This window comes from Sphingomonas sp. M1A8_2b (genome assembly GCF_053345535.1).
On sequence record NZ_JBKFAH010000001.1, the window covers coordinates 1,604,465 to 1,630,213 of the forward strand.

Annotated in this window: 24 protein-coding genes; 8 read left to right on the forward strand and 16 right to left on the reverse strand. The window is 64.3% G+C overall.

Annotated features, from left to right (window positions below; translation table 11 throughout):
- Positions 1-108: 108 nt before the first annotated feature.
- The gene (locus ACLBWL_RS07540) at positions 109-1,626 is read left to right on the forward strand and encodes a lipopolysaccharide biosynthesis protein (protein WP_447791600.1); all 1,518 of its coding nucleotides are present in this window, start codon (positions 109-111) and stop codon (positions 1,624-1,626) included.
- A gap of 288 nt (positions 1,627-1,914) precedes the next feature.
- Positions 1,915-3,183 carry an outer membrane beta-barrel protein gene (locus tag ACLBWL_RS07545; protein WP_447791602.1) on the forward strand — a complete coding sequence of 423 codons (1,269 nt, stop codon included), beginning with the start codon at positions 1,915-1,917 and terminating at the stop codon, positions 3,181-3,183.
- A 3-nt stretch (positions 3,184-3,186) separates the two neighbouring features.
- Here the strand turns inward: ACLBWL_RS07545 and ACLBWL_RS07550 are convergent, their stop codons facing one another.
- Both ACLBWL_RS07550 and ACLBWL_RS07555 read right to left on the reverse strand, forming a co-directional pair.
- Positions 3,187-3,990, reverse strand: coding sequence for a family 16 glycosylhydrolase (locus ACLBWL_RS07550; RefSeq protein WP_447791604.1), 804 nt, complete (start codon positions 3,988-3,990; stop codon positions 3,187-3,189).
- Between the two features lie 12 nt (positions 3,991-4,002).
- Positions 4,003-6,102: a GumC family protein gene (locus ACLBWL_RS07555; protein ID WP_447791606.1), complete on the reverse strand. Its 2,100-nt coding sequence runs from the start codon at positions 6,100-6,102 to the stop codon at positions 4,003-4,005.
- A gap of 341 nt (positions 6,103-6,443) precedes the next feature.
- Between ACLBWL_RS07555 and ACLBWL_RS07560 the strand changes: the two genes are divergently transcribed.
- A complete protein-coding gene (locus tag ACLBWL_RS07560; RefSeq protein ID WP_447791608.1) occupies positions 6,444-7,685 on the forward strand; it encodes a hypothetical protein in 1,242 nt (413 codons plus the stop codon).
- Positions 7,686-7,745: 60 nt separating this feature from the next.
- Positions 7,746-8,540 carry a metallophosphoesterase gene (locus ACLBWL_RS07565; RefSeq protein WP_447791610.1) on the forward strand — a complete coding sequence of 265 codons (795 nt, stop codon included), beginning with the start codon at positions 7,746-7,748 and terminating at the stop codon, positions 8,538-8,540.
- A gap of 273 nt (positions 8,541-8,813) precedes the next feature.
- Here ACLBWL_RS07565 and ACLBWL_RS07570 read toward each other — a convergent pair whose 3' ends face one another.
- Positions 8,814-9,524, reverse strand: coding sequence for a sugar transferase (locus tag ACLBWL_RS07570; protein ID WP_447791612.1), 711 nt, complete (start codon positions 9,522-9,524; stop codon positions 8,814-8,816).
- A 511-nt stretch (positions 9,525-10,035) separates the two neighbouring features.
- Here ACLBWL_RS07570 and ACLBWL_RS07575 point away from each other — a divergent pair.
- Both ACLBWL_RS07575 and ACLBWL_RS07580 read left to right on the forward strand, forming a co-directional pair.
- Positions 10,036-10,179 (forward strand): hypothetical protein, encoded by a 144-nt coding sequence (locus tag ACLBWL_RS07575; RefSeq protein ID WP_447791614.1) that lies wholly within the window; start codon positions 10,036-10,038, stop codon positions 10,177-10,179.
- A gap of 328 nt (positions 10,180-10,507) precedes the next feature.
- Positions 10,508-10,633, forward strand: coding sequence for a hypothetical protein (locus ACLBWL_RS07580; protein WP_447791616.1), 126 nt, complete (start codon positions 10,508-10,510; stop codon positions 10,631-10,633).
- A gap of 364 nt (positions 10,634-10,997) precedes the next feature.
- Here the strand turns inward: ACLBWL_RS07580 and ACLBWL_RS07585 are convergent, their stop codons facing one another.
- The 13 genes from ACLBWL_RS07585 to ACLBWL_RS07645 all read right to left on the reverse strand — a co-directional run bounded on the left by ACLBWL_RS07585 (position 10,998) and on the right by ACLBWL_RS07645 (position 22,098).
- Positions 10,998-11,642: a DedA family protein gene (locus ACLBWL_RS07585; RefSeq protein WP_447791618.1), complete on the reverse strand. Its 645-nt coding sequence runs from the start codon at positions 11,640-11,642 to the stop codon at positions 10,998-11,000.
- The gene (locus ACLBWL_RS07590) at positions 11,639-12,019 is read right to left on the reverse strand and encodes a hypothetical protein (RefSeq protein ID WP_447791620.1); all 381 of its coding nucleotides are present in this window, start codon (positions 12,017-12,019) and stop codon (positions 11,639-11,641) included. The genes ACLBWL_RS07585 and ACLBWL_RS07590 overlap by 4 nt, the downstream gene beginning before the upstream one ends.
- Positions 12,016-13,266 (reverse strand): arsenic transporter, encoded by a 1,251-nt coding sequence (locus tag ACLBWL_RS07595; protein ID WP_447791622.1) that lies wholly within the window; start codon positions 13,264-13,266, stop codon positions 12,016-12,018. Before ACLBWL_RS07595 ends, ACLBWL_RS07590 begins: the two co-directional genes overlap by 4 nt.
- On the reverse strand, positions 13,263-14,381 hold the full coding sequence (locus ACLBWL_RS07600; RefSeq protein WP_447791624.1) for a metallophosphoesterase: 1,119 nt from the start codon (positions 14,379-14,381) through the stop codon (positions 13,263-13,265). The genes ACLBWL_RS07595 and ACLBWL_RS07600 overlap by 4 nt, the downstream gene beginning before the upstream one ends.
- Entirely contained in the window at positions 14,378-15,685 is a 1,308-nt protein-coding gene (locus ACLBWL_RS07605) for an MFS transporter (RefSeq protein ID WP_447791626.1), read from the reverse strand. Before ACLBWL_RS07605 ends, ACLBWL_RS07600 begins: the two co-directional genes overlap by 4 nt.
- 395 nt (positions 15,686-16,080) lie before the next feature.
- A complete protein-coding gene (locus tag ACLBWL_RS07610) occupies positions 16,081-16,224 on the reverse strand; it encodes a hypothetical protein (RefSeq protein WP_447791628.1) in 144 nt (47 codons plus the stop codon).
- Between the two features lie 158 nt (positions 16,225-16,382).
- On the reverse strand, positions 16,383-17,261 hold the full coding sequence (locus ACLBWL_RS07615; protein ID WP_447791630.1) for a hypothetical protein: 879 nt from the start codon (positions 17,259-17,261) through the stop codon (positions 16,383-16,385).
- A 36-nt stretch (positions 17,262-17,297) separates the two neighbouring features.
- Positions 17,298-17,510 (reverse strand): hypothetical protein, encoded by a 213-nt coding sequence (locus ACLBWL_RS07620; protein WP_447791631.1) that lies wholly within the window; start codon positions 17,508-17,510, stop codon positions 17,298-17,300.
- A complete protein-coding gene (locus ACLBWL_RS07625) occupies positions 17,507-19,087 on the reverse strand; it encodes a PAS domain S-box protein (protein WP_447791633.1) in 1,581 nt (526 codons plus the stop codon). The genes ACLBWL_RS07620 and ACLBWL_RS07625 overlap by 4 nt, the downstream gene beginning before the upstream one ends.
- Positions 19,050-19,415 (reverse strand): CsbD family protein, encoded by a 366-nt coding sequence (locus tag ACLBWL_RS07630; RefSeq protein ID WP_447791635.1) that lies wholly within the window; start codon positions 19,413-19,415, stop codon positions 19,050-19,052. The genes ACLBWL_RS07625 and ACLBWL_RS07630 overlap by 38 nt, the downstream gene beginning before the upstream one ends.
- A gap of 364 nt (positions 19,416-19,779) precedes the next feature.
- Positions 19,780-19,962: a hypothetical protein gene (locus ACLBWL_RS07635; RefSeq protein WP_447791637.1), complete on the reverse strand. Its 183-nt coding sequence runs from the start codon at positions 19,960-19,962 to the stop codon at positions 19,780-19,782.
- A gap of 145 nt (positions 19,963-20,107) precedes the next feature.
- On the reverse strand, positions 20,108-21,190 hold the full coding sequence (locus tag ACLBWL_RS07640) for an LLM class flavin-dependent oxidoreductase (protein WP_447791639.1): 1,083 nt from the start codon (positions 21,188-21,190) through the stop codon (positions 20,108-20,110).
- Positions 21,187-22,098 carry an aldo/keto reductase gene (locus tag ACLBWL_RS07645; RefSeq protein WP_447791641.1) on the reverse strand — a complete coding sequence of 304 codons (912 nt, stop codon included), beginning with the start codon at positions 22,096-22,098 and terminating at the stop codon, positions 21,187-21,189. Before ACLBWL_RS07645 ends, ACLBWL_RS07640 begins: the two co-directional genes overlap by 4 nt.
- 22 nt (positions 22,099-22,120) lie before the next feature.
- Between ACLBWL_RS07645 and ACLBWL_RS07650 the strand changes: the two genes are divergently transcribed.
- Entirely contained in the window at positions 22,121-23,212 is a 1,092-nt protein-coding gene (locus ACLBWL_RS07650) for a Gfo/Idh/MocA family protein (RefSeq protein ID WP_447791643.1), read from the forward strand.
- A 111-nt stretch (positions 23,213-23,323) separates the two neighbouring features.
- Entirely contained in the window at positions 23,324-25,738 is a 2,415-nt protein-coding gene (locus ACLBWL_RS07655; protein ID WP_447791645.1) for a TonB-dependent receptor, read from the forward strand.
- Positions 25,739-25,749 lie beyond the last annotated feature (11 nt).

Sequence of the window (25,749 nt, forward strand, 5' to 3'; positions counted from 1 at the left end):
CTTCAGTAATCGGTAAATTACGGCATCGACGGATTCGTGCCGGACAAATATTCATGTTGCGCTGCGCAAATGGCTATCGCCTTCGTCTGTCGCTGCGGTTATCGCCCGATGATGACGATCGACACTCCAGACGAGCCGCCGCGCGTTGCCGCTTTCGGCAAAACCGCAGCCAGCGGCGCAGCCTGGCTCGGGTCGGCGCAGATCGTCAGGATCGGGCTCACCTTCCTGTCCACCGCGATCATCGCGCGTGTTCTGGCCCCTGACGATTATGGGGTCATCGCCATGGTCGGGCCGATCCTGGCGCTCATCGTGATGTTTCAGGATCTTGGCCTCGGAACGGCCGCGATCCAGGCTGAGGCGATCAGCCGGGAACAGTCCAACGCGCTGTTCTGGCTGAATATGCTGGCCTCGCTCGGGCTGGCGTTATTTCTGGTCGCAGTTTCGCCGGCGATCGGCTGGTTCTATGGCGACGTGCGCGCTGGTCACGTCGCCGCGGTGCTCGGGGTCGGGTTGTTGATTTCGGGCAGCGGCCTTCAGCACTCCGCGCTGCTCAATCGCGAATTGCGCTTTGCGTGGCTCGGCGTCATCGATATTTTCGGGCTGCTGGTGATGTACGGAACGTCGATCGTGCTGGCGATCGAGTTGCGGAGCTATTGGGCGCTCGTGATCGGAACGCTCGCGGGCAGTTTCGTGCAGAACCTGCTCTATTGGTATGCGTCGCCATTTCGTCCGGGACGGCCCAGGCTGCGCGGGATCGGCGCTCTGGCGCGGTTCGGCGGGCATATGACGGGCTTCGGCCTGCTCAATTTCTGCGTCCGTAATCTCGACGACGTGCTGGTCGCGCGGTTCGCGGGCGCGGGCGCGGCCGGCCTGTACGATCGCAGCTATCGGTTGATGATGATGCCGATCCAGAACATCAACGGCCCGATCAACCGCATCCTGCAGCCGATCCTGGCGCGACTGCGCGACGAACCCGAACGCTATCGCCGAATCTTTGCACTGGCGCTTCGTGGGACCATGCTCGTGATCGCACCCGGCGTGGCGGTGGCGGCATTGCTCAGCGAGCGCCTGATGCCGTGGTTGCTGGGCGGGCAATGGGTGAAGGCAGGGCCGATATTCTTCTGGCTCGGCCTGACCGGCCTGATCCAGCCGATCGCCAATCTGACCGGACTGCTCTTCATAACCACCGGGCGCGGTGCGGCAATGATGCGATGGGGCGTCGTATCGGCGATCATCACCATCGCGGCCTTCGCGATCGGCATTCGCTGGGGCGCGGTCGGCATTGCCGAAGCGTTGTTCTTCAGCATGGCCGTCCGATTGCCGATACTGTACCGCTGGAGCACGAAGGACACGCCGGTGTCGACCGCGGATCTGTATGGCGCGCAGATCGAGCCGCTGATCGGCGCGGTCGCGGTCGCTTTTGCGGTTCGCGAGCTTGGCGGCGGCCTGCCATTCTTGCCGATGTTCGCAGTGGCGGTGGTACTGGCCTATTGCGCCGCCTTCCTGACCAGCTGCCTGACCCGCGCCGGCCGCGATTACACGTTCGAACTGGCCCGCTTCGCGATCTCGCATGGCGGCACATTGCTCGCCCGTCGCGCGAAGGCGGAGCCCAGCACGGCCGGCTAATGCCGACACTGCGAAACGATTCCGCACGCGTGCAGGCCGGCCATGTTTTGCAAAAGATATGGCCACTTTTCGCGGAGATACCGTGTGCCATCGGCAGTCGAGATAAAATCTATGGCGATATCTTATTGATGTTCGTGGAGGTTTTTACATGAACGGCGCTACGATCAATTGTAAGATTCACGCGAAGCAAAGTATTTCCGTTGACCACGTGCTGTTGGAATGCGCAATTCTCTTGTCGTGTGCTGCGGCATGTCGCTATGGCTGATCCGGGGACAAGGGGGAAGTTTGGTGAAGCCAGCGCTTATGTCGGGCATCGCGTTCGCGGTGATGATTGGCGCTGTCGGCGCGCCCGCCCTTGCGCAGGACGATCAGCGCGGTATCGGCGTCGCCGACCGCTCGCGGCCGGATTATGATCCGCTGGGGCGGGGGGCAGGCTCGTTCCTGCTCTATCCCTCGGTAACCGCCCGCGTCGACGCGACCGACAATTACCGCGCGACGGACGCGAACCGGCTGAGCGACGTGTTTCTCACGCTGTCGCCGGAGGTGCGCGCGGCAAGCAACTGGAACCGCAATCGACTGAATGGCCGCGTGTTCGCGGACCGCAGCGTGCATGCCCGACTGCCCCGCGAGAACGTGACGCAATATGGCGGGAATGCGAATGGGGTGATCGATATCACGCGGCAGTCGATCCTGACCGGTGAACTGTCGGCGGGGCATTATGTCGAGAGCCGATCGAGCCTGGGCAGCTTTCGCAATTCGCGCGAGCCGGTCGCGTACGAGGCCTATCACGGCGCGATCGGCGCGGCGCAGAATTTCAACCGCCTCGACATCAACGTGTCGCTCGGCGCGAACGCCACGAATTTCCACGACGTCCGCGGACTGGACGGCTCGGTCATCGATCAGGATTTTCGCGATTACCGGACGCTGGCGGGCTCGGGGAGCGTCAAATACGATGTCGGTAGCGGGCTTGGGCTGATCCTCAGCGGCGAGGCCAACAAGAACACCTACAGTTTTCATCCCGGTGACCCGGGGTTCGATCCGCGGACGACGCTGGATCGCCAGTCCTCCGGCAATTCGCTCCAGGGTGGGCTGACGTTCGAGCTGAGCTCGCTGATCTTCGGCGCGGCCCAATTGGGTCTGCTCAACCGCAATTATCGCGACCCGCGGCTCCACGATTTCTCGGGCCTGTCGTACAACGTCAACATCTTGTGGAACGTCACGCCGCTGACCACCGTGCGATTCCGTGCGGCGCGCTCGGTCGAGGACACGAGCTCGACGACGGTTGCAGGCAACGTCCGGAACGATTTCTCGGTCGCGGCGGATCATGAATTATATCGGTACCTCATCCTGACCGGGACGCTGCGCTACGGCAGTTTTACGCCCAACGGCGCCGGGTTCGGCGGCAAGGAATATGGCGTCGGCGCCAGCGCGCGGTATCTGGTGGATCGCCACTGGTCGGCGACGCTCAATGCACGGTACGACCGCCGCAATTCGGATAGCAGCTTCCTGCGCTATCACGCCGCAACGCTCGGTATCGCCGCCAAATACGCGTATTGACGGCTAAGCGCCCTTGCAGGTGATCGACTGCGGAAAGCGGCAGCGTTCGCCGGCCGCGGTGAACGCCGTCCAGTCGACATCGGCCGTCGCGGGCAGGCGCGTCGCGTCGAATGCGCCGAGCCAGCCGTCAACGCGCGACGATCCCGACCACAGGGTCAGATAGAATTTGCCCGGCATGCTCGGCAGATCGGCGCCGATAGCCGTGCGCGCGAGCAGCCCGTCGATATACCATTTGATCGTGCCCGGCGCCCACACAAAGGCGTAGCTGTGGAACGCCGAGGTCGCGTCGGCGGGAACGGCGGCGAAGGTCTCGTGACCGCCGCGGGCGTCCGTGAAATAATTGAGCTGGACGCTTCGTGTATTCTTGCCGAGAAATTCGAAGTCGATCTCGTCGTGTCTAGGCGTGAGCGGTGGCCCCGAATAGGTGAACATCGCGGTATTGAGCCCCGACCCCCCGGCGATACGGATCCGCGCCTCGTACGTACCATAGCCGTACCGCGCGTTGGTCTGGAGTTCCGCACAGGCGTAGGGGCGGAGCCGATTGGGGGACTTGGCGACGCGAAGATGGAGCATCCCGCCGCCGGAAACGGTTGTCGCGCGCGACCAGGTGCACCCCTGGTGCGCGCCGTTGACCCAGCCGTCCGACACCATCCAGCGCCTGCCGTCGATCCCGTCGAACGGCTCGAAGAACGACGCACCGGGCCCCGGTCCGGAAGGCCTGAGCGCAGCGGCGGATGCGCCTGCGAGCAGTACGGTGGCGGCGGCCAGTTGGAGTATGTGCCGTCGGTCGGGCAAAGGGATCGTCACCGGCAAGGTCCTTTAATTGACGTAATAGCCCTTGAACTTCTTGTGGTAGCCGTAGAGGTCCTCGTGGCCGGTGCTCGCATATTTACGGATATCGACCAGCGTCAGGGCCACGCCGATGACCTTCGCCTGCGAGGCGAGCAGCAGATCGAGCGCCGTATCGGCAGCGCGCAGCGACGTGCTGCGCCAGCGGGCGAGCAGCACGACGGCATCGGCCTGGCTCGCGACGGCGCGGGCATCGGCGATGCCGAGCACTGGCGCGGTATCGATCACCACATAATCGAACGTCGTACGCAGTTCGGCCAATACCCGCCCGATGCGCTCGGCGGCAAGCAGGTCGCGACCATCGCTCGGCGCTTCGGAGATGCCGAGGATCTGCAGATCGGTGGCGGTATCCTTGAGCAGCGCGTCGGCGATACTGGTCGTGCCGCCGAGCACCTCGCCGAAACGGCCGGGGCGCCCGTCGAGCATCAGGTCGCTCGCCGAGTGACGCCGCAGGTCGCAATCGACCAGCACCGTCGTTGCGCCCGACATCGCGAGGGTCCGCGCGAGACACACCGCCGTCGTCGTCTTGCCCTCACGCGGCAACGCCGACGTCAGCGCGATGACTTTCGGACGGCGATTGCCCCGGAGCGTGGCCGCAGCGCGCAGGCTGCGCAGCGATTCGGCGAACGTCGAAAGCGGATGCGACACGACATAGTCCTGTGGCGTCTCGGTCAGACGCAACCCACCCAGCGTCGACAGGACATCGGGCACGGCCCCCAGGTACCGCGCGCCAAGCCGCTTCTCGATATCGAGCTTCGTCCGGATGCCGCCGTCGAGAAACTCGCTCACAACGACCGCAAGCAGTCCGGCGATGATCGCGAACACCGACCCCAGCAGGTAGGCGAGCCGCGTGTTGGGCGAGGAGGGGGTGGTCGGCTCGACCGCGGATTGGGACACGCTGGCGATCGGCGCGTCGATCCCGTCGCGCGCGGCGGTACCGCGCGATCGGTTGAGGAACGCCTCGTAGATCGTTCGCGCCGCGGTCGCCTTGCGATCGAGCTCCATGTAGCCGACCTGCGCCTGCGCGTTGCCGGCGAGTTTCGCGCGCGACTGCGACTGGCTGCCGAGCAGCGAGGCGAGGCCGGACTGCGCGACGTTCACCTCGGCCTGAAGGCTCGATAGGATACGATCGATTTCAAGCTGGATCTGCCGGCGGACATCCGCGAGCCGTTGCTCCTCCTGCGCAATCGCCGGATGTCGTTCGCCGTAGCGGGCGCGGAGCTGGGCAAGCGTTCGGCTGCTGTCGGCTTCCTGTCCGCGCAGAGCACCGATCGTGCCCGAATTCAGTGCCGACGCGACATCCCCACCGCCGCCACCTTGCGTGACCTGGCGGCGCGCCGCCGCGAGGCGTCCCTGCCGCTCGGCAAGCGCGGCGCGCGCGGCGGCGATCTGCTGGTTGAGCGAGGAGGTTTCCTGCTCCGCCATCGTCGCACCCTCCGCGCTCATCAGGCCGTTCGCGATCTTGTACCGTTGCAATGCGGCATCGGCCTGCTCGGCCTGGACGCGCAACTGGCTCAGGCGGCTGTCGATCTGCGCATTGGCCTGCATTTCGCTGGCGCGCTTGGAGGCCGTGATGCCGGCCAGATACTGGCTGATATAGGCGTTGGCGATGCGCGCCGCCTGCGCAGGCGACTTTGATGTCGCAATGATTTCGATCAGCGCGGTCTGACCCGCGCGGCGGACGGTCACGGCGGCGCGTAGCCGCTGCGCAGCGGAAAAGACGCCGGCGTTCTCCCGTTCGGCCTCGCTCTGCCCGATGACGGCGGCGCGAGTCTTCTCGGCCGCGAATTCGGGGTCACTGGTGAGGTCGAGCGAGCGGACCACCGCGCTGGCGGTTTGCTCCGAATCGATGACCAGGATCTGCGTATCGATGAAGTCGGATGTCGGCGCCTGGTCCGCCGGCGCGGTTTCGCGGGGCTGGATCGGGTCGCCCTTGCGCGGTTCGATCAACACGCTGGCGGTCGCCGAATAGCGTTTTGGAGTCAACTGGGCATACGCCACGACGGCTGCAAGAACCGCCGCCACGACGATCAGAAAAATCCAGATGCGCCGCCACAAGATCAACAGCAATTGGCGAGGATCGGGCAGCAACGAACTGTTTCCAATCGCAACTTCCGAAATTTCCGTCTCGTTAGCAGCCGGGATCGCCTGATCCGTCGTCGTCGCCCCGTCCGCCAAACCCCATTCCTTTATTTAGGCTATATGCCGGCATCGAACGATGGACTTGCCAGCATCCAGTATCGGCGGAGCACCCCCCAGTAGAACGACTTCATTCGCATCGCATGGGCGTGCATACAAGACATAATCGCGGCAGTGCAGCGTAGCGGGATATCTTTGACATTACTTAGGCCGATACTATCCATTGCACGCTAGCCAGAAGCCGGTATCGCTCTCGTAAGGGGGCTGGTGCATTGGCTATCGATATGGGCATGGAACGGCAGGGCGGGACGCTGCGAAGCGTCAACGTGTTGCGGTGCGGTCTCGTTCTGGGATTGGTGGCGTACCAGAGCATCGAGGTTAGCGAGAGCTATGGCAGCATCGTCGGGACCGCGCTGTGGGTAGTGCCGGGCTGGAGTATCGCCGCGCTGTTTGCGCTTGCGGGATTTACCGCGATGCGCAGCGTCGAGCGGAACGGCACGGCCGCGGCGGCGGCACGGACCGCGGTCCGGTTCCTGCCAGCGTTGGTGCTGGTGGTCGTCGCAACCGCCTATGCACTGGGCACGGTCGTGACGACCGGTTCCCGGTACGCCTATCTGCTTGACGTCGATACGGCGGTCTATCTGCTTAATATCGTCGGTCTTCCCGAGATGAAGCTACCCCAGGTTTTCCCGTTCAATGCGTCTGCAGGCGTGGTGAACCCCATTCTGTGGGCGGTGCCCGTCGCGTATCTGGCGGCAGCGGTGCTGGCGGCCACGGCGTGGCGGCCGAATTTGCGGACGCGAATCCTCGGGGCCGTCGGTGGTTTGCTAGCGGTTACCGCCGTCGGGCTCCTGGTTGCGGATGTCGATCTCGGCAGGCGGGAGGGGCTGTTGACCACGCTGCTCGCGGGGCAGGGGCTTGGTGCGCTGCTGTGCTTCATCCTGGGCGCTCTCCTCTACCGCGTGCGTCGCGCGGTTCCGGTCGATTGGCGCGTGGCTGCCGTCACCGTGTTCGCGCTTGTGCTGGTCGCCGTGCTGGGAAGTCGCTCATGGCTGGACAATGCGCTGGTCAGCGCGGGGACGGCGATACCGATCGCCTATCTGGCGATCTATGTCTGTTCGTTGCCATGGCCGCTTCGGCACTGGGCGCCCGTCGCGGAGCCGGTATTATGGCGTATGCTGTTGATCGCGTATCCGATCCAGCAATCCTGGGTTGCGTTCGGTCCGAACCGGCAAAATGCCGCGTTCAACTTCATCGTCTCGTTGCCCGTGATCGTTGCGCTCGCCAACGCACTGTGGTTCCTCGTCGAACGCCCCTTGCTGCGGCGGGTGCTGCCGGCGGTCGCTCCACCCATCGGCATCCGTGCTGGCAGGCGGTTCTCTGCAAGCCTTGCGCTGTCGCAGGCGCGCGCCGCGCTGCCCTCGATCGCCAGTGCCGTCTTGGTCGTCGGGTTGATCTTGGCGGCGCTCGCACTAACGATGTTTGCGATGCAGCGTGATGCTGGGGGCGTGTGAACACCTGCGTGTGGGTTCTTTGCTGGCAAGCTGCGCGGCGTTGCTGATACACCGCGAACGATGCCCCTGCAGTTTGCCCTCCGGCGTAAAGGTCGCGCCCCTGACATGCCGCCGGGCAAGCGCATCTATGCCATCGGTGACATTCATGGTCGGCTCGACCTGTTGCGCGGTCTGCTCGCCCAGATCGAGCGCGACATTGCCGACCGGCCGCCTGCCAAGACTCAGATCGTCGTGCTTGGCGATTTCATCGATCGCGGTCCGGATTCCGTGAAAATCGCCACGATCTTCGCCGCGCAGAAAGCACGTTCCGGTTTCGTCGTCTTGAAGGGCAATCACGAAGCCGCCCTGATCGACGGTCTGCGCGGCGACCGCGCTGCACTCGATTTGTGGATCGACCATGGCGGCGACGCCACCTTGCGCAGCTTCGGTGCGTCCGAGGCCGAAATATTTCCTCGTGACACCCGCGAGCTGCTCGAGACGGTGCGTCGAATTATCCCCAAGCCGATCGCGACCTGGTTGGTTAAATTGCCGATGCTGTATCGCCTGGGCAATTATGTCTTTGTGCACGCCGGCATCCGGCCGGGCATTCCGATCCGCAAGCAGACCCCCGACGACCTGCTGTGGATCCGTGACGAGTTCATCGCCAGCGATGCCGATCACGGTGCGATCGTGGTGCATGGGCATACCGTCTTCGAGGACGGCGTATCGTTGAAGTCGAACCGGATCGGTGTCGATACGGGCGCCGTGCGCACAGGCCGCCTGTCCGCAGTCGGTCTCGAGGGGAATGCGCAGTGGGTGCTGGATACCGGGGGCGGCGACTGCGCAGCCAACCCCGGACTGACGGATGCGGCTTAATCGTTGGTTGAAGGTTGGCCGCTAGGTCTTGGGTGCGCTCAAGCACTTTGGATTTTCGACCTATGAAGCTGTCGTGCCTCATCAAGCAGCATCGTCGCTCCGCCTCGCGGGCCTGGGTCGACGGGCCGGTATGTCGCAGCATATGCAAGGATTGCGGGACGCCACTCGTCCGACTTTCACCGCGTCGCTGGATCGAATCCAAGCCGCGTCGGGGCTTCGCATTGTCCTGACCCGGCACGAACCCGATGTCGCACGAGACCGTTCAGCTCGGTATCAGTACGCGCCGCGGGCCATTAGAACCATGGGAACCGTGACCGCGATGAGCCGAACGTTCGTCGCGAACGATCGCTTACGCGCATAAACAATATCGCACGCCACGCGCCGACGGTAGGTGGTGCTGCTTCGTCCGGAAACCTGCCAGACACCCGTGATACCCGGCCTCACGGCGAGGTAATATTTGAAGTGGCGACCATAACGCATGCGCTCGCGTTCGGTGATCGGCCGCGGTCCGACGATGCTCATGTGACCTTTCAACACGTTGAACAATTGCGGGACTTCGTCGAGGCTGCTGCGGCGGAGCAAGTTGCCGATCCTACTGACGCGCGGGTCCTTCCGCAATTTGTGGTCACGCGTCCATTCAGCCTGGATCATCGGGTCACTGGCGAGTAACGCTGCGAGGACCTCCTCAGCATCGATCCGCATCGTCCGGAATTTGTAGCACGGGAACACTTGGCCGCTCTTGCCCAGTCGCTGTTGCTTGAACATCAACGGGCCGGCATCGGTCAAGCGCAACGCCAATATGATCAGCGCCATCAACGGGGCAAAGAAAATCAGAGCGACCAATGCGATTGTAATATCCAAACACCGGATCAAAGCATCGTCGAGAGCCGATTTCGTAACAACCGAATCGCGAACCGAAGATCCAGCGACACCAGCATCGGCTTGCGTCGTCGAGCCGGCCTGTGTCGCTACGAAGCTGTGCATTCAGTGAATCCCCTAGAACCTCATGAACGAACTTTTGCGTTGCAGCAACACCAGCGTGCCACAGTTAGTTATTTAACGATTTCTATTGTCTCAATGAGGAACGGAACCGGATTCGAGGCAGAGAACAGGAATCTCTTGGATATATTGGTAAACGCCTCAGGTAATTGGCATTTGTCAGGCGAACCATCACCCCGAATTTGGTTTAGGTCGCACAGCGATAAAATAAGAAAGTTCGGGCGAGCGGGTTCGAGGTAAATGTGTTTGTCGTGATGGAGGCATCGATCCTTTAGGGCTCAACCTTCAGTTGCCCACAAGCAGAAAATGCGCTTTGCGTGACAATGATTCAAGAATCAGTGTTCGTAGCCGTGTATGAAATCATCGATCAGGCCAATCCAGCAAATTGTTCCAGTCGGAATAATTTATGAAGATTTGTAAATTACCGCCATTGACGTCGCGCTTTGTCGTAGCATTACGATCAGGCGGTCAGAAAGACCGACGAGGAGAGTGTGGTGTGACCGTCCTGGTTGAATATATTTGCGTCGGGAGAATGACGGCCAGGGAAGCGCAGTCGCTCCATGGTGTGATCGTCGCGCTGGCGATCAGCCTGCCTTTCTGGACATTGGCGCTAGGTATGTACGCGGGATTTTTCGCTTAAAAGTACTGCTCCTGCGGGCCATTGGCTAGGGTTGTCCGACGCCGACACCATTCACCCCACACTCAGTAAAATCTGTCGATTACGAGGCCGACTTCAAGTAGTTCCGGGCCTGGTGCTGCCGTGTTCGACGTGGCTGTAGGAGCGGACTTTCCGAGAAATAATATCATTGATCTTCGGCGTAACATTAAAAATGGGTATTTGATCGACGCGCAAAGTAGAGGCTTCGAAAATAATATTCGATATGGCGATAAAAGATATTTGATTGCGTACAATATTGCGCCATATTGGGTCATAGACGGCCAAAACAGCCGCGTGGAGAGAGGATGCTATGGCCGAGCCGATGTGGTACGACCGTTTTTATCGCGGCGAATATCCTTTTGGCCCTCACGGCATATTATTGGCTTTGCCGGTCAGCCTGGCATTGTGGGCGACGATCATATTCCTGATTGTCTGAGCGCGCGACCATCGATCCGTCCCTGCCCACACGGCGTCAAATCTACCTGATTAGGGTCGGCACTTGGAGCGCCAACCGGCCGTGGCCCTTGTCGTGCGGATCCACCGGGGTCTTTGTGGAAACCCGATGCGTGAATTCCGGCAGGCGATGTGAGGCGGTCTTTTGCCGATCTCCTGGCTTAGCCGTCAGCGCCACGGAAGGCCGGATTATCAACCTTACGGTCGTCGCTTCATCGCAAGGGGCGTTTTCCGGCATGAGACCCTGAACCGTCGGTCGGATCCGGGACGCGGCGCGACCAGTGTGAATAACCGGGTCTACGAATGAAATCGGACACTGGCCGGAACTCGACACCGCGATCGAAGGATCAGCGTTTGGTCGACGTGCGTTCGTCGGGTGCCAGCGCTTCGTCCGAGGTCGGCTCGGCAGTGGACGATTTGGCGAAGAGTTTCCAGCCGAGCAGGCCGGCGACCAGAAGGCCGACGATGACCCAGGTGAGGTTGCCGAGCAGGCTCGCGATGGTCTGGACCTGGTCGCTGAACGCGCGGCCCAGTGAAACGTAGATCAGCAGCCACAGGAATTCGCCGGCGACGTCGAGGACGATGAACCGGATCCAGGGATATTCGGTCAGCCCGCTGGTGACGTTGATCCACGGACCGAGCGGCCCGATCAGCCAGCGGCTGAAGAAGATTCCCCAGCCGGCCCATTTGCGCGAATAGGCCTCAGCCTGCTCGACCTTGTCCGCGCCGCCGATCCGCCGCGTCACCGCCGCCAGCAGCGGGCGGCCGCCGTAGCGACCGAACGCATAGCCGATCTGGTCGCCGAGGACTGCGCCTGCCGCGCCGGCGAACACTACCGGCCAGAAGTCGAGTTCACCTTGCGCGACGAACGATCCCATCGCGACGAGCGTCAGCGAACTCGGGAATGGCATGCCCGCCGCCGCCAGCACCATCGCGCCGAACAGCGCGGGCAGGCCGTAGGTGGTGAGGAGTTCGAGGAGCTGTTCCGTCACGATTTGGGCGACGGCGCAGGCATGAACGATCGAGGCGGCGGGCCCGGCGGCGGGTAGGGGGGACGTGCGTGAACGATCGCATAGCTGAGCTTGGCCTCGACCTGCGCCATCGACCGGCCGCTGTCCTTGGCGATCCGGCCGAGCGTGCGGTGGTCGGGGGCGGGGGGCAGGTTCAACGCCTGGTGCAGGATGTGCGGCGGTACGTGATAGGAATGCGCGACATAGCCGATCGTCATCCAGCGTTCGATCGGCTCGTCACGGTGCGCGTTCCAGTAGATCGCGTCGCTGACGGTGCGGACCGCGTGATAGCCGGTAAACGCCACGACGGCGACGAACAGCGCGATCAGGACTTTGCGCCAGGGGCGGGTGCGGGTCATCCGAGCGCGATACGCGTGCCGAGCGCGGCGAGCAACGCAAGCGGCATCGCCACCGCGCCGACCTTCAGGAACCGCCAGAAGCCGACGTCCTCGCCTTCGCGGCGGATCGCCTGCAACCACAGGATCGTCGCGAGGCTGCCGGTGATCGACAGGTTCGGGCCGAGATCGACGCCGATCAGCAGGCCGTCGACGATCAGCCGCGGTGGATGCGCCTGCGCGACCGCGGTGCTCGCGACGAGGCCGGCGGGGAGGTTGTTCATCAGGTTCGACCCGAAGGCGAGGATCGTCCCCGAGATTGCCGCACCGTGGGCGGGATCGACCGACAGCGTTCGCAGGAATTGCGCGACCTGCGCGATCACGCCGGTCAGGTCGAGCGCCTCGACCAGCACGAACAGGCCGGCGACGAGCGGCAGTACGCTCCACGAAATCTCACGCGCGAGTTTCATCGGCGACGACTTCGCGATCGCCGACACCGCCAGCGTCGTGACGATCCCGGCGATCGCGGTCGGCAGGCCCAGTTCCATGTCGAGCGCGGAGACGACCAGCAACACGACTGCAGTCGCGACGATCCCGACGAACGCGGCCTTGCCGCCTGCGGTCAGCGGCGTGCGCTCGACATCGCTGACGCAGTCGCCCGCCAGTCGCTTGCGCTCGAGCCAGCGCAGGACGAGGAAAGTGACAAGGATCGAGGCGAGCGAGGGCAGCGCGAAGGAGGCGAACCACTCACCGAGCGGCGGCATCTTGCCGCCGTAGAGGACGAGGTTGGCGGGGTTGGAGATCGGCAGCACGAAGCTCGCCGCGTTGGCAATCAGCGCGCAGGCGAACAACAGCGGCAGCGGGTCCGCCTTCGCCTTCTTGGCGGCAGCATACACCGCCGGGGTCAGCACCACCGCGGTCGCATCGTTGGACAGGAACGTCGTCGTGACGATTCCCGTGACGTAGACGAGCGCGAACAGGCGCGCGCGCGATCCCTTGGCGTGGATCGCCGCGGTGGCCGCGACCCAGTCGAACAATCCTTCCGCGCGCGCCGTTTCGCTGAGCAGCATCATGCCGATCAGGAACAGGTAGACGTCCATGCCCTTTTTGACCGCATGCAGCGCCGCGGGGAAGGGCATCAGGCCGAACAGCAGCAGCAGCACCGCGCCGGCGACCGCCCAGATGGCTTCGGGCCAGCGGAACGGTCGCGCAATCACCGCGGCGGTCGAGGCGGCGCAAATTCCCCATGTCGCGCCCGTCGCCAATATCACCAATGCTTCCCGTTCTTGTTGGGGCCGAGCCTAGACCCCTCAATACCGTGTTCGGGCCAGGGGCCGATACTGTGGATATCGCGGCCCGGCGCGATCGGCATGCCGCGACGGGGAATATCCTTTTCGCCGCGGACGAGAATGTCGATCACGTCGCGATCGGCGCCGATGGCAGCTTCGACCCGATGCAAGCCGGCGTCGAGCGGAACGCGGGCGGTCCAGAACGCGGTGCCGGGCGTCGCGATCATCGTGTGCGCGGTGCCATCGACCGACAGCGTGACCGTGTCGGACGTGGTGCCGAACAGCTTGGCGACGATCTCGACCTCGCCGGGGCGCGGGACCTGCGTCGGATCGGCGGGGCGCGTGACCAGGCGGAGGTCGGCGGGCGCGACGATCTGGACGAACGGCCAATCGCCGCCGGTTTCCTTGAACCGCCAACTCGGCACACGGCCGTGGATGGTCGTGATCGAGAAGCCGGGCCTGCCGCCGCCTTCCTCGATTTCGCCGGTCGAGCGGGTCGCGCCGTAGATCACGCGGCCGTCGTTGAGCAGTTCGTTGTAATGCGTGTGGCCGGTGTCGACGAAGGCGACTCGCGCATCGGCCAGGGTCCGCGCGATATCCTCGCCATCGGCGGCGAGATCGCCGGGATAGGCGTGCATGAAGACGACCGGGGTCTGGCCCTCGGCTTCGGCGCGCGCGAGTTCTTCGAGCAGGCGGTTGCGGTGGTGCATCGTCAGCCGGAAGTCGGGACCGCCCGCGCCGGCCGAAATGATGTCGAGAAAGATGCAGCGATGGCCGGCGATGACCTCCGCCTCGGGGCGGTTCGCCTTGGGGAACGCAGCCTCGTAATTGGCGAGATCGCCAAGTTCGAAATCATGATCGCCGGGGATGACGCGGTAGGGGAGCGACAGCGGCGCGAGCGTGTCGGTGATGACGCGGTATTGCTCGGCGGTCGCGTGGTTCGCGTTGTCGCCGGGCAGATAGACGAAATCGGCGGCGTCGCCGATATGCGCGTTGATCTCGGCGACGATCGCGGCGAGCCGGTCGCGGCTCTGCCAGCCGTTCGCCTCGTCCATGTGGAGGTCGCCGATATGGACCCAGGTGAGCGAGGGCGTCATGCCGTTTGTTCCTTATGCTGCGACCGTGATCCCGAACAGGCGGGGCGCAGCGTTCCCGCGAACCCGACCCAGAGCGCGACGCTGACGATCGCGAAACTGCCGAGGATGTAGAAGGCGATATTGTAGCCGAGTTCCTGCGCGAGCCAGCCGCCGATCGCGGGGCTGAGCGAGGCGCCGACGCCCTGCACGGTCATCACCGCACCCTGGCCGACGTTCACGCGGCCGGTGCCGTCGAGTAGGCACGCCACGAGTCCGGGCACGGCGACGCTCTGCAGTCCCGCGCCGATCCCGTCGAGCGCCTGGACCGGCCAGACGCCCCAATGTTCGATGAAGGTTCCGGCGAGAAACCCGCGCAACGGCAGCGCGGCGAACGAGATCAGCAGCACCAGCCAATAGCCCTTGCCCGCGGACATCCGCATCGCCAGCAACGACGCGACGATCATCACCGCCTGCGCGACGACGACGGTCTCGGCGGTGAAGAGCGCGGCGTTGCCCTTGCCCGCACCGACCACCGCCAGCCCGTAGAGCGGCAGCATCGCACCGTTGCCGAGGTGGAAGCAGGCAAGCGCCGCGGCCAGGATCAGCATCGGTTTGTTGCGAAGCAGCGCCTTGAAGCCTTCCGCCTTGCCGCTCTCTCCGTCGCTACCGGGATCGTCGTCACCCGCTTCCAGACCGCGCGCGGCCTGGTGATCGATCGCCTTTTCGGGGATCATCAGGACGCTGACGATCGCCAGCACGCCGAAGACCGCGGCGAGATAGAAGATCGCGGGCATGCCGAACTTCCAGCCGAGAAAGCCGGACAGCCCCGCACCGACCATGTTGCCCGCATGGTTCCACGCCTGGTTGCGACCGTTCTGCGCGTTGAACCCGCGCTGGCGCACGACGCCGAGCGTCATGCCCGCGACGGCGGGACCGATCGCAGCGCCGGCGATCGCGGTCGCGACCTGGCTGACGGTGACGACCCAGGCGGATTGCGACAGCAGGATCAGGAACGACGCCATCACCGTGCAGATGCCGGTGACGATCACCACCATCCGCTTCTTCTCGGTATGGTCGATGAACGCGCCGGCTGGGACCGTCATGATCATCCCGGCGACGCCGCCGGCGGTCATCACCGTACCGATCGGCCCGGTCGACCAGCCGCGCTGCTGGAGGAACACGCCGAGGAACGGACCGATGCCCGCCTGCATGTCCGCCATGAAGAAATTGAGCGACTGGAGTGCCGTCTTCGCGCGATCGACATCGCCGTGTTTCTGTTTGCTATCGTGTCGTTCGCCGGACGGCGTCAGAGCCTTGCTTGCCATAGTCGCCCGTCCTCGCGGTGGTTCAGCCGATCTCGAAAAGGCTATTTTGCTATTGTAAGTTCCAGCATGAACATCTTTTCATCGAACGCTGTCGATCTAGGCAGTTCAGCAGAATACGGCATAGCGAGAGTTCAGCACGCAAAGCTGAATGATCTCATTCAGGTTCGGTTTAATTGCGTTAAGACTGACATAAGGCTTAAGGAGGGTGGGAGTTGCTTGAGCCAAACGCAATGATCGCGCGAGCGCGTTTATGGCGTGGATCGTAAAAACGTCATCTCGATCAATATTCGATCGTCGGGCTCGGCCAACGAGGCGTGAAGAAGGCGTTGATCAGCACGGCACGGAGATGAAAAGCGTGGGAGAAGGTCTCCAGCAGGCTTGTGTATCAACAGGTTTCAACGGTCGTCGCTGTCGCCCGCCGCGTCGAGTGCTTCGGCCAGTAAGGCCGCGACCAGATTGTTGCCCTGCGCATCGGCAATCGCAAGCGCCTGCTGAATCGCCGCGTTGAGAAGATGGTCGTCGGACGGCGGCTTGGTCATGGTATGCCTCGTAAGATATTGAGTATGAAGGACATACTATTACGCCGCTGCACGAACTCGTCGGCAGCGGCGTAGTGTAGTGTCGTGAAATCGTATACTGAACGGGGACGTTACCGGTTTGGCTGATACCGTCCCCGCATCACTGTCAGGCGCGATTATCAGACGCGGCGGCGCGTCGCGGCGGTCGCCCCGAAGCCGGCAGCAGCGGCACCGATCAACAGTGCGATCACGACCATGAACGACGTCCCGGCGGCTGCCCCGGCAGCCGTATCGGCAGCCGACTTGGCGGTCTGGATCGCAGTATCCTTGGTCTTCACGAACTGCGCCTTGGCGCGCGTCACCTGAGCCTGAGCCTCGGGACGGCTGATCTTGCGCTGGGCGGCGACGATGTCGACGATGCGGCTTTCAGCCTGCGCACCGTCCTGGCCACCACGAGCAAGCGCCGGCAGTTCCTTGGCGATTTCCTTCTGAGCCTGCTCAGGGGTCATCTGGGCGGGGTCCGACGGTGCGGTCGACAGATAAGCCGACGCCTCGTCGCGCACGTCGGTAGTGTCGACGCCGGCAACGTCGGCGACCTTGGGGGCTGCTGCGCCGATGCCGCTGCCGGCTGCGGTCGCGACCGAACCGACGGTGCGGAATGCGCCGCCGATGATGCCGCCGACGGCCGAGGTGAGCAGGTACAGCGTGAGGATGAGGGTCACGCCCCAGACGACCAGCCCGTGGACGAGACCATCGAAACGGTCATGGACGCCAGCGAGACGCGCCGCCGAATAGCCACCGGCGCCGAGCGCGATGACGGTCGTGATGACCCAATAGATGCCAGCGCCGATGCCGAAGCCGGCTGCGCCCGGGGTGGTGCCTTCGACCGGGTCGACGAGGCTGAGCCCGATGCCGGTGCCGAGGATGCCGAGGACGAGCTGGACCGCGATCGCGATCACCACGCCGGCAAAGATCGCGCCCCACGAGATGCGCGCGGGCGTCTTCACGAATCGTGCTTCATGTTCCGGCAAAACGCCGGTTGTCGTATTGATAGCCATACTCACTCCTGTTGATTTAATCGTGTCGAGGGACGCCTACTTGTCGTCGTCCCGGTCGATGGGGGGATTTGCGGGGCCCTTGGCGGGGCGCTTGGCTTTCGCCTGTCGGGCGCCGGCCTCGCTTTCGCTTGAGCCTCGCTTCTCGACGGCGACGTCGCCGATGATCTTGCCGATCGCTTCCTGCACCGAGCCTTTGGCCTGGCGGACGCGGCTCTCCTTAATCTCGTCGGCGTCTTTTTTGCTGGTCATGCGGCCATCTCCTTGGCGGGCGCGCTGGAGCGCTGCGGCGTCGGCACCGGCATCGAGTCACCGTCAAACCCGCGCGCGCGCGCCCAAGCGGCGGCGGCATTGCGACGATTGACGCCGATCTTCGAATAAATCCGGGCGACGTGGTTACGAACGGTGTTGCCCGATACGTCGAGCGTGCGGGCGATCGATTTGTCGTCGAGACCGCGGCAGATGAGCGCCAGCACCTCGCGCTCGCGCTGGGTCAGCTCGTCGAGACCGACGCCGATCGGCGCGGTTTCCGGGGTCCTGATCCGGGCAAGCTTTTCCATGATCGAGCGGCTGAGCCAGCTCGTATCCTTCATCACCGCCTCGATCGCGTTGACGAGCTCGCGCTCGGACGCTTTTCTCGTGCTGATATCGCGCATCGCCCACAGCACGCAGGGTTCGTCGCCGAGCTGGATCGGCTCGGCGGAGATCATGCAGTCGAGAACTTCGCCGTCTTTCTCCCGGATGCGCGTCTCACGATCGCGAATGGGAATACCCGCGTCGATTTCCGCCTCGATTGCGGTCCGGATCGCCGGCGTTTCCCATAGCCCGACCTCGCCCAGCGGGCGGCCGACGATCTCCTGCGGCGCATAGCCGGTCAGAGCGGTGAAGGCTTCGTTCACGTCGCACATGCGGTGACCGTCGAGCGAGCCGATCGCCAGTGCCACGGGGGCAAGCGAGAAGGTCCGCATGAAACGATCCTCGCTCTGGCGCAGCGCGGTCTCGGCCTTCCGGCGCGGTTCGAGATCGGCGAAGGTGAACAGCATGCAGGGCTGATCCCCCATATCGATTGGCTGACCCGCAACGATGACGAGCTTGGTCCCGCCGTCGGGCAGATCGAGTTCCGCCTCCATCTGCGGAATCGTTCGCCCTTCGGACAGCCGCTGCTTCGCCAGATCGCGCTTTTCGGCACGTTCGAGCACATCGATGTCGTACAGGGTACGCGACAGAACGGTGGCCTTGTCGTGGCCCGTCATGTCGACGAACCCCTGATTGACCTTCACAAAGCGAAGATCGCTCAGGCGACAGATTACCGCCGGTGCCGGGTTCGCGTTGAACGACTGTTCAAAGCGGTCCTCCGCCTCGAACTGCGCCGACACGTCCTGGATGATCATGACGAGGCATTCGGGGGCGTCGTCTTCGTCGGTCAGGACCAGGCTGCGGACCTGATGGACCCAGCGCGGATCATCCTCGCCAGAGACCGCAACCTCGACCACGACCTGCGAGAACGCCTCGCCCGACACGACGCGCTCGATCGGATAGTCGGCGCCGTTCAGCCGGTGGTTGTTGCGATAGCGCAATTGAAAGCGCCCGCGGTAATCGTCGACGTTGGCCCCGATATCCTCGAGCGAGTCCACCCCGTGCATGGCGAGCGCCGCAGCGTTTGCCCACAGGATCGATTGATCGGGATCGATCAGGATCACCCCTTCGTCGAGCCCCGCGATGATCTGGCGCAGATGACGCAGATCGGCGGAGTCGCGAAGCGATTTGAGGATCGGGACCAACGTCACCGGCTTAGTCGCGCTGACCGTGAACGAGCCAGGCGAGGCCATAGCCGACCGCCGCTGCGCCGAGTGCCTGGAGCAGGGGCGCATCCTTGGCGGAGCTCTGCGCAGTGCGGGCGCCCTGACGCGCGACCTCGGCGGTGCGGTCGGCGGCATGACGGGCCTCGCTGCCGAGCTTGTCGGCGAGTTCGGGGGCACCGTCGACGACGTCGCCGATCGCCGACTTGGCGCGGCCGTACAGGTTCTGCGCGCCACCCGCGACCTGATCGACGACGCCGTCAACCTGCCAGTCACGACTGTTCACGGTGTCGCCGATGGCCTTTTCGACCTTGCCGCCGACATAGCGTGCACCGCCCTGAAATTCGTCCTTGTTCATGGTCGTGTCCTTTGGTTGAAAAGATCGTCGCCCGCCTGACACTGAGCCGACGCACGAATTGCGCGGAGTCTGGGGAGGGGGGCGGATCCCGAGTGCGGGATGCGGCTGCCGGAGGGTCGCTATACGGCCGGCGCGTCGCATCCGAGGAGCGACGCAGCAGGCAAGGCGCGGCACGAGGGCAAGGCCCCGGCGGTTCCAAACATGCGCTTCATGGGCAACGCTCCAGTGGTCGTCCGACGGCGACGTGCAATCGGATCAGGCGCTTAAACCCAATCCTAACCACTTGGTTCCTGGTAGTTTTGTCGAGAATACTAGGGGGATTGTACCATCATAGGACAGAGCGGTACTCAGGCCACTGCGTTTCTCAGGCCAACGCGCGGGCGTGATACAGCTTCGCGAACTTGTGATGCAGGTTGCGGGTCGAAGCATCGGACGCGACTGATGCGCGGTCGAGATGCCATGCCGCGCGCGTGCGGAAATAGGCCGCGTCGTCGTTGTCGTAGTCGTCCGGTGCGATCGCAGCGCCGTCGTTATGTTGATCCGTCATGGCCACCGCCTGCGTTAGAGTGGCGGGTTCCTTACCGGCGTTTGACCGCGGGCGAGCGATCGGAAACTACCAGCGCGACAGGTATAAATGTCGGTCGTCGGCGGGCGTCCGGCGATCCTCACAGTGGCGCGTTACAGTGGTGCCGTTACCGGGCCAAAGGCGCGTGATCGATGTGCGGCAGGACGTGGCGGGCGAACAGGTCGGCCTCGGCGGCGTGGGGGTAGCCAGAGAGGATAAACGCCTCGATCCCCATGTCCTGGTACATGCGCAGCTTGGCGAGGACCTGATTGGGGTCGCCGACGATCGCCGCGCCGCAGCCCGAGCGCGCGCGACCGACGCCGGTCCACAGATTCTCCTCGGCATAGCCGTCATCGGCGGCGGTTTCGCGCAACGCAGCCTGCGCGGCGACGCCCGCCGAATTGGAGTCGAGCGACTTCGCGCGGATCTCGGCACCCTGTTGCGCGTCGAGCTTCGACAGCAGCCGGTCGGCATAGGTGCGCGCCTCCGCCTCTGTATCGCGAACGATGACATGCGCGCGGTAGCCGAAGCGGAGCGTGCGGCCATGCGCGGCGGCGCGCGCGGTCATGTCGGCGATGATCGCGGCGACCGTCTCCTTCTTGTCGGGCCACATCAGGAAGACGTCGCAGCCCTTGGCCGCCGCCTCGCGCGCGTCGGGCGACAGGCCGCCGAAATAGAGCAGGGGTGCCTTCCCCGAGACCGTGCGGACTCGTGGTGGATCGACCTTCAATTGCCAGAACTCGCCCTGGTGATCGAGCGCTTCGCCGTTGAGCAGCGTCTTGAGGATATGCATCGCCTCGACTGTGCGGGCGTAGCGTGGCGCCGAGGCGAGCGTTTCGCCGGGCATGTCCGACGAGATGATGTTGATCGTCAGGCGACCGCCGGTCATCTGGTCGAGCGTCGCGATCTGGCGTGCGAGCTGCGGCGGCCAGGATTCGCCGACGCGCACCGCCATCAGCAGCTTGATCCGCTTGGTCAGCGCAGCGATCCCCGCGGCGAACGCGGTCGTGTCGATCCCCAGCGCATAGCCCGACGGCAGCAGGATATTGTCGAAGCCGCCGGTTTCGGCCTGCATCACGATGTCGCGGCAATGCTCCCAGCTCGACGCCAGTGCGGGATCGGGCTGGCCGAGAAATTCGTAATCGTCGTCGCAGAGCGCCGAGAACCACGAAACCTCGCAAGGGCTCTTCGGCGCTGAACGGGCCGTCATGGCAGCGGCTCCCCGCAGGCGGCGGTCAGGACCGCGTACCAGTCGTCGCGCGACCAGCTGACCTTGAAGATGTCGCGCAGTTCGGCGATCCGGCCGGCATTCTGCGTGCCGACGATCGGAATCACGCGCGCCGGATGCGCCATGATCCAGCTGTAGGTGGCGACCGAGCGACTGACGCCGAACTTCGCCGCGACCGTGTCGAGCGCATCGGCGACCGCGGTTTCGTGCGGCGTCGTCGGCTTGGCGATGCGACCGCCGCCGAGCGGTGACCAGGCAAGGACGGCGATGTCGTGCTCGATCGCCTGATCGAACAGCCCGTTGGTCATCGGATCGAGGAACAGCGGCGAAAATTCGGGCTGCTGCGTCGCGATCGACACGTTCGTCAGGAACGATGCGAGCGTTGCGGTCTGCGCAGGCGTGTAGTTCGACACGCCGATGCTGCGCACCTTGCCCGCCGTCACCATGTCTTCGAGCGTGCGGGCGATCTCGTGCGGGTGCGTCAGGATATCGGGGCGATGGATCTGGTAGAGATCGACCTGCTCGACCTGCATCCGCTTGAGCGACGCCTCAAGCGCGGCCATCAGATAGTCGCGGCTCGAATCATAGGGCACCGGCGGGGTGATGCCGCCCTTGGTCGCGAGCACCATGCGGTCGCGCAAGCCCGGCGATGCGGCGAAGATGCGGCCGAGCAGCGTCTCGGCATCGCCGAACCCGCCGCTGCCGTCGAACCCGTAGATGTCGGCGGTGTCGAACAGCGTCACGCCGGCGTCGAACGCCGCGTCGATCAGCGCACGGCCCTCCTGCTCCGAGTTGCCGGCGAACCGCCACATGCCCCAGGCGATCGGTGAGACGAGGATTCCGCTCTTGCCGAGGGGACGCGAATCAGGTGTAACATGAAGATCAGACATCGTTGTCATGATAGGGGTGCGAATGCCGGTTGAGCAAGTCCGTTACGGGTTGGTAGGCACCGGCATGATGGGCGTGGAGCATCTCGCCAACCTCGCCGTCACGCCGGGCGCGGTGGTGACCGCGATCGCCGATCCGACCGAGGCCTCGCTCGGCTGGGCCCGCGATGCGCTGGGCGCGGGGGCGGATGGCGTGACCGCGTTTGCCGATTCTGGCGCGCTGGCCAAAAGCGGTCTGGTCGATGCAGTCATCGTCGCGAGCCCGAACAACACGCACCGCGACGTGTTGACCCCGCTGTTCGGCGAGGGGATCGCGATCCTGTGCGAAAAGCCGCTGGCGACGACGATCGACGATGCGCGCTGGATCGTCGAACAAGCCGAGGCGAGCGACGTGCCGTTTTGGACCGCGATGGAATATCGCTACATGCCGCCCGCCGCCGCGTTCATCGACGAGATACACGACGGCGCGATCGGCGCGCTGAAGATGCTGTCGATCCGCGAGCACCGCTTTCCTTTCCTGCCCAAGGTCGGCGACTGGAACCGGTTCGCGCGCAACACCGGCGGGACGATGGTCGAGAAATGCTGCCATTTCTTCGATCTGATGCGGCTGATCACGCAGTCCGAGGCGGTGCGCGTCTATTGCTCGGGGGCGATGGACGTGAACCATCTCGACGAGCGCTATGACGGAGAGCGCCCCGACATCATCGACAACAGCTACACGACGATCGACTTCGCCAATGGCGTCCGCGCGATGCTCGATCTGTCGATGTTCGCCGATGGGGCCGAGAACCAGGAGGAGATCGCCGCGGTCGGCGACGCCGCGCGGCTCGAGGTGCTGATCCCCGAGGGTGCTTTGATTCATTCGCCGCGCGTCGGCTTCCGCAATCCCAAGCGGGCGATGCGCCGCGTGGTCGCGGTCGATCCGGTCGCGCTCGACGCGGGCAGCCATCACGGGTCGACCTTCTACGAGCATCAGAAATTCATCGCGGCGGTGCGCGGCGAGGGGGCCGTCGAAGTGACCGCGCGCGACGGGCTGATGGCGGTCGCGATCGGCACCGCGGCCGAGATCAGCGCGCGGGAACACCGCGTCGTGGAGATGCGCGAACTGGGGTTCTGACGCTGGAGTTTCGAGGATAGCGGGCCTTGCCCGGACCAAAGACGAACCGCCGACGACAAGGCGGAGTTTCAACTATAACCTATCGAACAGATGGGAAAAGGGAGAGCAGAGATGAACACGGGATTGTTGACGGGCGTCGGCCTCGTCGCACTGGCGATCGCGACCCCGGCCTTCGCGCAGCAGGCGCCGGCGGCCCCGCCGACCGATGCGGCACAGGCTGCGCCCGTTGCAGACGCTGGGGCTCCGGTTGCGGGCACGCAGAACCAGCCGGGCGATATCGTCGTCACCGCGCAGAAGCGGTCCGAGCGGTTGCAGGACGTGCCGGTCGCGGTGTCGGTGATATCGGGCGATGCGATCAGCGCGAAGGGCGGCACCAACCTCGAAAGCGCGCAATATCTCGTGCCGACGCTCAACTTCCGCAAATCGGGCACCGCGATCAACCAGTCGCTGTTCCTGCGCGGGGTCGGGACCTCGACCTTCTCGATCGCCGGCGAACCGTCGATCTCCACGGTGGTCGACGGCGTGGTCTACAGCCGCGCCGGGGAAGCGTTCAGCGACCTGATCGACGTCGACCGGATCGAGGTGCTGCGCGGACCGCAGGGCACGCTGTTCGGCAAGAACACCAGCGCGGGCGTGATCAACATCGTCACCAAGCGGCCCGGCAACGACTTCGGCGGCTATGTCGAGGGCGGCTATTACAGCAACGGCAGCGAGTACCGCGTGCGCGGTGCGGTCGATCTGCCGATCTCGGGGATCATCAAGAGCCGGATCACGGGCTTCTATGGCCATTACGACGGCAACATCCGTAACCTCGCGCAGGGCAATGATCGCGTCAATGGCTACAAGCATTACGGCGTGCGCGGGATCGTCGTCGCCGATCCGACGCCCGATCTGACCATCACGCTGATCGCCGACTATCGCCGGAGCAAGGACAATTGCTGCGCCGAGGTGATCGGGACCGTGCCCAACAACCTGTCGGCCACCGTCCTTCCGACGCCGCGGGGCGACAAGTCGCGGGTGATCAATCAGGATCTGGTGACGCGCTCGAACGAGAAGAGTTGGGGGGCTTCGGGTCAGGTCGACTGGACGCTCGGCAGCCAGACGCTGACCTATATCGGCTCGTACCGCGAATACGACAACGAGGAGATCCGCGATGGCGATTGGCTGCCGCGGGCCTATGTCGGGCTGAACCAGCTGCACGATTTCGGGCCGCAGGTGAGCAACACGCTGACGCAGGAACTGCGGCTGACGTCGCCATCGAACCAGTTCTTCAGCTATGTGCTGGGCGCCTATTATTCGCGCGCCGAGACCGAGCGGAATTTCACGCGCAACGACATCGCGTGCACCGGGGCGACCTCGACCACCGTGCTGACTCCGTGCGGGGCTGCGGGCACGGCGACGACGCGACCGACCGGGACTGCGGACTTCGGTTCGGTGTTCAAGAACTTCGCGCTGTTCGGGCAGGGGACGCTGCGGCTCACGGATCGCCTTCGCCTGATCGGCGGGGTTCGCTATACGACCGACCAGCTCGACGTGTCGCATATCCGCCGGACCACGCTGACCGGCCCCGGCATCAACCCCAATTTCGACCAGGGCGTGAACGACGCCTATGTCCGGCTGGTCGGGCAGGGTGTCGTTCCGACCCTCGCCGCGACACAGGCGGTGGCGTTCTCGAACGGCGTGCCGTTCACCGCCAAGACCACCAACGACAATTGGTCGGGCAAGGGCGGCGTGCAGTTCGACATCGTCCGGCAGTCGACCGCCTACGCCACCTATTCGCGCGGCTATAAGGGGCCGGCGTTCAATATCTTCTACAACCTGACCGCGACCGGGACCAACGTGATCGCGCCGGAGACCGCCGACAGCTACGAGCTTGGCCTGAAGAACACGCTGTTGGGTGGCAAGCTGGTCGTCAACCTCGCGGCGTTCTATGCGAAATATCATAATTTCCAGGCGAACAACCCCGACATCGTCGCGGGCGTGCTGGTGACCCGGTTCACCAATGCGGGCGAGATTTCGACGCGCGGCGGCGAACTGGATCTGGTGTTTCAGCCGGTCCGCGACCTGAGCTTTTCGGGTGGGCTCGCCTATACCGACGCGCATATCGATCAGTTCAAGGTGCCGACCAACGGCGTGACGACCGGCGTGGTGCCCTCGGGCACGCCGCTCGGCTATGCGCCGAAATGGAAGGGGTCGCTCGGCGCCGACTATCGCTATCGCACGGGTGGGCGGATCGACTTCGCGCTGGGCGCACAGAGCAGCTACCAATCGAAGCAGATCTCGCAGCTCGACGCGAGCGCGGCGATCCGCGACGCGACGACGATCAAGGGCTACGGCCTGCTCGACCTGTCGGCGGGGATCGTCGAGCGCGACGACCGGTTTCGCCTGACCTTCGCGGTCAAAAACGTGTTCGATACGAGCTTCGCCTCGGCGATCACGAGCGGCGGGCCGGGTGGCGCGTATCGCTACATCATCCCGCGCGAGGCGGATCGCTATTACGGGGTGACCGGCCGGATCAACTTCTGACCTTCAGGTCG

Excerpts from the sequence above, each read along its gene's own strand:
- ACLBWL_RS07565 (WP_447791610.1), top strand. The coding sequence starts at position 7,746 with ATGCCCCTGCAGTTTGCCCTCCGGCGTAAAGGTCGCGCCCCTGACATG.
- ACLBWL_RS07600 (WP_447791624.1), bottom strand. The coding sequence starts at position 14,381 with ATGACGCCCTCGCTCACCTGGGTCCATATCGGCGACCTCCACATGGAC.
- ACLBWL_RS07570 (WP_447791612.1), bottom strand. The coding sequence starts at position 9,524 with ATGCACAGCTTCGTAGCGACACAGGCCGGCTCGACGACGCAAGCCGAT.
- ACLBWL_RS07540 (WP_447791600.1), top strand. The coding sequence starts at position 109 with ATGATGACGATCGACACTCCAGACGAGCCGCCGCGCGTTGCCGCTTTC.
- ACLBWL_RS07580 (WP_447791616.1), top strand. The coding sequence starts at position 10,508 with ATGGCCGAGCCGATGTGGTACGACCGTTTTTATCGCGGCGAATATCCT.
- ACLBWL_RS07605 (WP_447791626.1), bottom strand. The coding sequence starts at position 15,685 with ATGGCAAGCAAGGCTCTGACGCCGTCCGGCGAACGACACGATAGCAAA.
- ACLBWL_RS07635 (WP_447791637.1), bottom strand. The coding sequence starts at position 19,962 with ATGACGGATCAACATAACGACGGCGCTGCGATCGCACCGGACGACTAC.
- ACLBWL_RS07620 (WP_447791631.1), bottom strand. The coding sequence starts at position 17,510 with ATGACCAGCAAAAAAGACGCCGACGAGATTAAGGAGAGCCGCGTCCGC.
- ACLBWL_RS07610 (WP_447791628.1), bottom strand. The coding sequence starts at position 16,224 with ATGACCAAGCCGCCGTCCGACGACCATCTTCTCAACGCGGCGATTCAG.
- ACLBWL_RS07650 (WP_447791643.1), top strand. The coding sequence starts at position 22,121 with ATGCCGGTTGAGCAAGTCCGTTACGGGTTGGTAGGCACCGGCATGATG.
- ACLBWL_RS07655 (WP_447791645.1), top strand. The coding sequence starts at position 23,324 with ATGAACACGGGATTGTTGACGGGCGTCGGCCTCGTCGCACTGGCGATC.
- ACLBWL_RS07615 (WP_447791630.1), bottom strand. The coding sequence starts at position 17,261 with ATGGCTATCAATACGACAACCGGCGTTTTGCCGGAACATGAAGCACGA.
- ACLBWL_RS07630 (WP_447791635.1), bottom strand. The coding sequence starts at position 19,415 with ATGAACAAGGACGAATTTCAGGGCGGTGCACGCTATGTCGGCGGCAAG.
- ACLBWL_RS07640 (WP_447791639.1), bottom strand. The coding sequence starts at position 21,190 with ATGACGGCCCGTTCAGCGCCGAAGAGCCCTTGCGAGGTTTCGTGGTTC.
- ACLBWL_RS07645 (WP_447791641.1), bottom strand. The coding sequence starts at position 22,098 with ATGTCTGATCTTCATGTTACACCTGATTCGCGTCCCCTCGGCAAGAGC.
- ACLBWL_RS07590 (WP_447791620.1), bottom strand. The coding sequence starts at position 12,019 with ATGACCCGCACCCGCCCCTGGCGCAAAGTCCTGATCGCGCTGTTCGTC.
- ACLBWL_RS07625 (WP_447791633.1), bottom strand. The coding sequence starts at position 19,087 with ATGGCCTCGCCTGGCTCGTTCACGGTCAGCGCGACTAAGCCGGTGACG.